The sequence below is a fragment of the Roseobacter sp. genome, assembly GCF_039970775.1.
Taxonomy (GTDB): Bacteria; Pseudomonadota; Alphaproteobacteria; order Rhodobacterales; family Rhodobacteraceae; genus Roseobacter.
The window spans coordinates 24,117-30,256 of sequence record NZ_JBDVLG010000031.1 but is presented as its reverse complement, the minus strand read 5'-3'; the positions used below and the strand labels follow the sequence as shown (position 1 = coordinate 30,256).

Annotated in this window: 8 protein-coding genes and 1 riboswitch; of the genes, 4 read left to right on the top strand and 4 right to left on the bottom strand. The window is 61.8% G+C overall.

All coding sequences use genetic code 11. The annotated features are described in order from the left end of the window. The 4 genes from ABJH13_RS07520 to thiD form a co-directional block, all read left to right on the top strand. The coding region (locus tag ABJH13_RS07520) for an ABC transporter permease (protein WP_348405604.1) at positions 1 to 329 on the top strand (329 nt) is incomplete at its 5' end. Further along, entirely contained in the window at positions 322 to 1,116 is a 795-nt protein-coding gene (locus ABJH13_RS07515) for an ABC transporter permease (RefSeq protein ID WP_348405603.1), read from the top strand. The genes ABJH13_RS07520 and ABJH13_RS07515, both read left to right, overlap by 8 nt. Then, positions 1,113 to 2,009 (top strand): DMT family transporter, encoded by an 897-nt coding sequence (locus ABJH13_RS07510; protein WP_348405602.1) that lies wholly within the window; start codon positions 1,113 to 1,115, stop codon positions 2,007 to 2,009. Before ABJH13_RS07515 ends, ABJH13_RS07510 begins: the two co-directional genes overlap by 4 nt. Positions 2,010 to 2,049: 40 nt before the next feature. Beyond that, positions 2,050 to 2,146, top strand: a riboswitch (TPP riboswitch). A 192-nt stretch (positions 2,147 to 2,338) separates the two neighbouring features. Further along, a complete protein-coding gene (gene thiD / locus ABJH13_RS07505) occupies positions 2,339 to 3,145 on the top strand; it encodes a bifunctional hydroxymethylpyrimidine kinase/phosphomethylpyrimidine kinase (protein ID WP_348405601.1) in 807 nt (268 codons plus the stop codon). A gap of 20 nt (positions 3,146 to 3,165) precedes the next feature. Here the strand turns inward: thiD and ABJH13_RS07500 are convergent, their stop codons facing one another. The 4 genes from ABJH13_RS07500 to ABJH13_RS07485 are packed head-to-tail and all read right to left on the bottom strand — an operon-like array spanning position 3,166 to position 6,135. Further along, positions 3,166 to 3,672, bottom strand: a complete 507-nt coding sequence (locus ABJH13_RS07500) for a DUF3299 domain-containing protein (RefSeq protein ID WP_348405600.1) — start codon at positions 3,670 to 3,672, stop codon at positions 3,166 to 3,168. Further along, positions 3,666 to 4,169, bottom strand: a complete 504-nt coding sequence (locus ABJH13_RS07495; protein WP_348405599.1) for a DUF3299 domain-containing protein — start codon at positions 4,167 to 4,169, stop codon at positions 3,666 to 3,668. The genes ABJH13_RS07500 and ABJH13_RS07495 overlap by 7 nt, the downstream gene beginning before the upstream one ends. Positions 4,170 to 4,186: 17 nt before the next feature. Next, the gene (locus ABJH13_RS07490; protein WP_348405598.1) at positions 4,187 to 5,437 is read right to left on the bottom strand and encodes an ABC transporter permease; all 1,251 of its coding nucleotides are present in this window, start codon (positions 5,435 to 5,437) and stop codon (positions 4,187 to 4,189) included. After that, on the bottom strand, positions 5,434 to 6,135 hold the full coding sequence (locus tag ABJH13_RS07485) for an ABC transporter ATP-binding protein (RefSeq protein WP_348405597.1): 702 nt from the start codon (positions 6,133 to 6,135) through the stop codon (positions 5,434 to 5,436). The genes ABJH13_RS07490 and ABJH13_RS07485 overlap by 4 nt, the downstream gene beginning before the upstream one ends. Positions 6,136 to 6,140 lie beyond the last annotated feature (5 nt).

Sequence of the window (6,140 nt, the reverse complement as noted above, 5' to 3'; positions counted from 1 at the left end):
GCGCGCAGCCCTTCCTGCCCGCTTTTCGGCGCCGCGGCGTCTCGGCACGGGCGCTTGGCCGGGCCCATGTGGCCCCCCATGCGGCGATCCCGGTGATCACTGTCTTTGGCTTGGAACTGGCGTTCTTGCTCGAAGGGACCGTGATGGTCGAAGTCATCTTTTCCCGCCCCGGTTTGGGCAGCTTTCTGGTCAAGGCAATCGAGGCGCGCGATTTTCCAAAGGTGCAGGCCGTGGTCATCATTGCCGCAGTGCTGTTTGTGACATTGAACCTCGCGATCGATATCATATACCGCCTGATCGACCCCCGCATCGGAGAGCAAGATGCGTAGCGTCATCCTTCTGATCGGTGTCTTGGTTGCGCTTGCCACACTTGGGCCGCTGATCGCGCCGCATGATCCAGCGGCTATCAACCTGCCCAACCGTCTCAGCCCGCCAGGGCCCGCGTGGCTTTTGGGCACCGATGCGTTGGGCCGCGATACCCTGTCGCGGTTGCTGCATGGCGCGCGGTGGTCGTTGGGGTTGGCCTTTGTCATCTCGCTCATGGGCGCGGTGATTGGAACAGCGGTGGGTCTGGTGGCCGCATTGGGGGGCCAAACCGTTGACTGGGCTGTGATGCGCGTCACTGACGCCTTTTTGGCCTTTCCTGAATTGATCGCCGCCGTGGTGATCGCGGGTATTTTGGGCGGTGGTGTCAACAGCCTGATCTTTGCCTTGGGCGTGACCAGTTGGATGCGATATGCGCGGGTGGCCCGTGGGGTCGGATTGTCGTTGAAAAGCCGCGGCTACGTGGTGCAGGCCCGGCTGGCTGGGATGTCACCGCTTGCGATCGCGCGCTGGCACTACCTGCCGTCGCTGTTACCATCGCTGATTGTCGTCTGGACAGGCATGTTTGCCCGCGCGATCTTGGGCATCTCGGCGCTTGGATTTTTAGGGTTTGGCGTGCAACCGCCCATGGCCGAATGGGGCACGATGTTGCTGGATGCGCGGATCCATATGCGCGCGAACCCGCTTCAGATGATCTGGCCGGGGCTGGCGGTTGTTACCTGCGTGCTGGCGATCAATCTGGCCGGCGATGTGCTGCGCGACGCTTTTGCCAAAACCGACACCGCCCCATGACAGACACAGACCGCCCCGCCCTTGCGATTGGGTTGCGCATCCTGTCAGGCGTGCTGGCGGCCGGTATGTTTGTGGCCGTCAAAGCGGTGAGCGGCGATATCCCTTTGGGCGAAATCGTCTTTTTCAGGTCCTTTTTCGCCTTGGTCCCGCTGGTTGTGTTCTTGTGGCTGCGCAACGAATTCCCCGGCGGGTTGGCAACAAAACGCCCCTTTGATCACCTGTTGCGCGCCAGTTTCGGTGCATTGGCGCTGTTCTCGTCATTTGCGGCATTGGCACGCCTAAACCTGTCCGAAGCGATCCTGATCGCGCAGCTCGCCCCCATGCTCACCGCGATTGCGGCTGTTGTCCTGCTGTCCGAACGTCTGACGCCGTGGCGGGTCGGCGGGCTGGCCCTTGGGTTTGCCGGGGTCTTGGTGCTGGTCTGGCCAGAACTGGGCGCGGGCACCGTGGATGCCGCACGGGTCTTGGGCGTGGGGTGCGCGCTGGTGTCCGCGGCGCTTACGGCGTTTGCGTTGATCATGGTGCGCCGCCTAAACAAAACCGAAAGTCCCGGCGCCATTGCATTTTATTTCGTGATCGCGTCGATGTTGGCCGCGCTACTGACCCTGCCGTGGGGGTGGGTCTGGCCCCAAGGACCCACCCTGATCTACCTGATCGCGGCGGGCTTGTTTGGCGGCTGCACGCATATCGCGATGACGCTTTCGTTTCGCTATGCAGAGGCGTCACGCCTTGCGCCTTTCGAATACATCGCGTTGTTATGGCCGCTGCTGGCCGATCTGTTTGTATTTAGGTTGCCGGTGGCTGCCAGCTTTATAGTCGCGGCCCCCTTGGTCTTGGCCGGTGCCGCCGTGGCCGCATCAGAACGCCGCAAACGTCCCGTCACCGCGCCCTAGCCCGCGCCGTTTGACAGCCCCCCGCGACTGTGAAATCAAGACCGTGTAACAGGGGCATCGGTGAAACACCCGATTGAGACGCACCCTTCGAACCTGACCCGGCTCATACCGGCGGAGGAAGTTGCAAGCGCTTTGGCATGCTGCCCCGGCGTTGGTGACGCCCCTGCGCACGGCACCAAAAGGACGCCCATGCCTGCCCCTGCACACCATATTGCCCCTTTGCGTTTCACCGCAAACGCCCGCGCCTGCAGCGCGACCCTATCCACCATGTCGCGGGCGGCAGGCCCACTAGGTGCCACATCTCACGTCCCTCAAGGTTGGAGCATATAATGCGACCAAATATTCTATCTATCGCGGGCTCTGACCCCTCTGGCGGGGCGGGAATTCAGGCAGACATCAAGGCGATATCGGCCAATGGCGGCTATGCGATGGCCGTGATCACGGGGCTGACCGCGCAAAACACCCAAGGGGTGCGGGCGGTTGAATTGGTCTCGCCGGGGTTGATCACCTCGCAGATCGCGGCGCTGCGCGATGACATCCGCATTGATGCGATCAAGATCGGTATGTTGGGGGACGCCACCGTGATCGACGCTGTGGCCACGGCCCTAGAAGGGTGCAGCGCGCCTATCGTGCTTGACCCGGTGATGGTGGCCAAAGGCGGCGACAGGTTGCTGGCCGCTGATGCCATCGCAGCCTTGCGCGACCGTCTGTTACCCCGCGCCAGCGTGATCACACCCAATCTGCCAGAGGCCGCAGACTTGTTGGGCACACCCGAAGCCACCGACACCGACATGATGCAACATCAGGCCCGCGCGCTGTGCCGCTTGGGCGCACAGGCCGTTCTGATCAAGGGCGGCCACCTCAACAGCGACGACGCCATCGATTTTTTGGTAACCCAAGGCGACAGCACCGCCCTGCCCAGCCCCCGAACCACGACGCGCAACACCCACGGGACGGGCTGCACCTTGTCGTCGGCTTTGGCGACACATCTGGGCGCAGGGCGCACCCTGGCCCAAGCAGCCCAATGCGCCAAACACTATATATCGGGCGCGATTGCCGCCGCCGATACCCTGTCGGTGGGTCACGGCCACGGCCCGGTGCACCACTTTTACGCCCATGACGGGGCAAACACGTAACGCCACGCGGCCGGTAAAGCCTACATTCGAAACGGCTCGATCTGATCGGCCGATAGCGCATAGCCAATATCAGCCAACTGCGTGGACAAGGCCGAGGTTCCGAACATGCCTATCACGTTCACGGCTTCGAAAAGGCCGGAACTTTCATAGGGTTCGGGCGTGGTGACAAACACAAGTTGGTTGGCGGGGGGCGGCGGCACATGCACGCAGGCCCCTACGAAAGGCACCAAAATAAAGGCCGTGACCCCCGCGCCTGAATAGTCAATCGGCACGATAAACCCCGGCAACCGCACGATCTGACCGTTCCAATCGGTGCGCACACCGCTTGAGGCCGGTTGGTCGCTGGAGGTCGGCAGTTGATCGTGCTGGATCAGGTCTTGGAACACCGGCGGAAGCGGCACCTGACCTTGGGGCAACAGGTCTGACCACTCCAGATCAACATAAGCGTCGGCGCGTGCAGACGGCGTCAGGGCGAACGCCCCGGCAGCGGCCACAAGCGCGCGCCGCGTGATGCGTGGGTTTACCATTCGTAGATCTCCATCTCGTCGGCGGCGAGCACATAGCCCGTCGCCGCAAGGCCGGTGGATTGCAATTCGTTGCGCATTTTGCCCGTCACCCAGACGGCATCCCAAAGGTTATCATTCGGCCACGGCGTTTGGGTGGTCACAAAGACCAACTGGTTGGCGGGGGGCGGCGGCGTGTGGATGCACGCCCCCACATAGGGCACCAAAATAAAGCTGCTCACGCCTTTGTCCGACAGTTCCATCGGGATAATATACCCCGGCATCCGAATGTAGGCGCCATCTAGCACCGGGTTTAGTTTGGTCGCATTGTCGTCAAAAATCGGGGCCCATGTGTCGTTGACCACATCAACCGCGCCCTCTCCGATGATCTCGGAATAGGGCACCCCCGGTGGGATCAGGTCATCCCACATGACCTCAATAGGCGGGTTGGCCAAGCCTATCTTGGGCAAGGCCGCAGTTGCCACGGCCGTGGTGATAAGTTGGCGACGCGAAACGATCATCAAAGCACCCCATTGAGTTAGACGCGCACCATCATACCATCTGCCAGCGACATGCGGTAGGCGCGCAAGGCCGGGATCATGCTCACAATTGCGCCAGCAGCCACCACCGCCAGCATCACCCACGCCTCGCGCAACGTGGGCGGTTCAATCGGCAGCCACAGGCCAAACGCGCTGTCGATCAGCGGTTGCCCCACCCACAGCCCCAGATACAGCAACCCTACCCCCAACAGCGCCCCGATCGCCGCCATCACTGCGGCCTCTAGCACCAGCAACCCAACAATAACGCGGGGGCGTGCGCCCATCGCCCGCAAGATCGCCATTTCGCGACGCCGTTCATTGAGGCTCGAGAAAATCGTCGCCATCATGCCGATTAACGCGGTCACAACCACCATGCCCGACACACCGATCAGCGCGGTTTCTGCGACGCCAACGATCTGCCAAAGCTCTTGCAACGCGACCCCCGGCAAGATCGCCAGCAGCGGCTCTTGCGGGTAGTCATTGATCGCGCGCTGCAATCCGAACACCTGCAGGCGGCTATTCACGCCCACAAGGGCCGCAGTGACCGCTTGGGGCGCCAGATCCATCTGCCGCAACACATCAACGGGCGTGGATTGCCCCGGTATTTGCGCCCCGCTACGCCAATCCACATGGATCGCCTCTATGGCCTCTAGGCTGACGATCACGGTGCGGTCGACAGGCGTGCCGGTTTTTTCCAAGATACCCGAAATACGAAAGGGTTGGTCTTTGTGTTCGGTGAAAGAGGCCAACCCATGCGCCACCACAATCGGGTCGCCTGTCGTGTACCCCAAGGTTGCCGCCACATCCGCGCCGATGACCGCATCAAAGAGGTCGGACATCACCGCCCCCTCTTGCACCGCCAATGACCGGCCCGCGCGGTATTTGTACCGGTCGAAAAATGCAGGCGTCGTGCCCATCACGCGGAATTGTCGGTGGCTGTCGCCCAAGGAAATCGGCACGATCCAATCAACCTCGGGGCGGACGGCGATGTCTTGATAGCTTTGCCAAGTCAGATTGTTGGTGGCATTACCAATGCGAAACACCGAATAAAGCAGCAATTGCACCGACCCCGACCGCGCACCGATGATCAAATCGGTGCCCGATATCGTATCGGCAAAGCTGCTTTTGGCACCGGTGCGGATTTTCTCGACCCCCAAAAACAGCGCGACCGACAGGGCGATGGCCAGAATGGTCATGCCCACCGTCAGCGCCCGCGCCATCAGCGACCCCAAAGCCAAGCGCACAATCATGCCGCGTCTCGGGTTGTCTGCGCGATGTCGGTCATGTGGATCACCCGGTCAAATTGGCTGGACAGTCGGGCATCGTGACTGACCATCAAAAGCGTTGTGCCATGGGCCCGCGATTGCGCGAACAACAGGTCAAGAAACGTCGCTTGGGTGGCCGCATCCAGCGACGACGTGGGTTCATCCGCGATAATCAGCGGTGGCGCGCCGATAAGCGCCCGCGCCGCCGCAACCCGCTGTTGTTGGCCCACGCTCAACCTGCCCGCACGGGCCTGCACGACATCATCGGGCAGGCCCAGATCCCGGCACAGGCGCGCGGCATCATGCGCGGGGTCTGCCACCCGTTTGCGCCGTTGCGGAGCAAATCGTAATGGAAGCAGGATGTTATCGCGCGCAGTGGCAAACGGCAGCAGATTGAATTGTTGGAAGATCAGACCAATTCGTTCGGCACGGAACTGGTCGCGTTTGCCCGAAGACAGCGATGTGATGTCGGTCCCGTCTACCTGCACCGATCCGGTGTCTGCGAGGATCGTACCGCAGATCAGCGACAGCACCGTAGATTTGCCAGACCCGCTTTCCCCCAACAGCAATACCGTCTCGCCACGGGCGATTTTCAGCGCGGGGACATGTACGTTAAATGATGCCCGCCCCGGCCAGCGGTAGCGGACATCATCAAGACAAAGCGGCAGATCAGAGCACGGCACCTGAC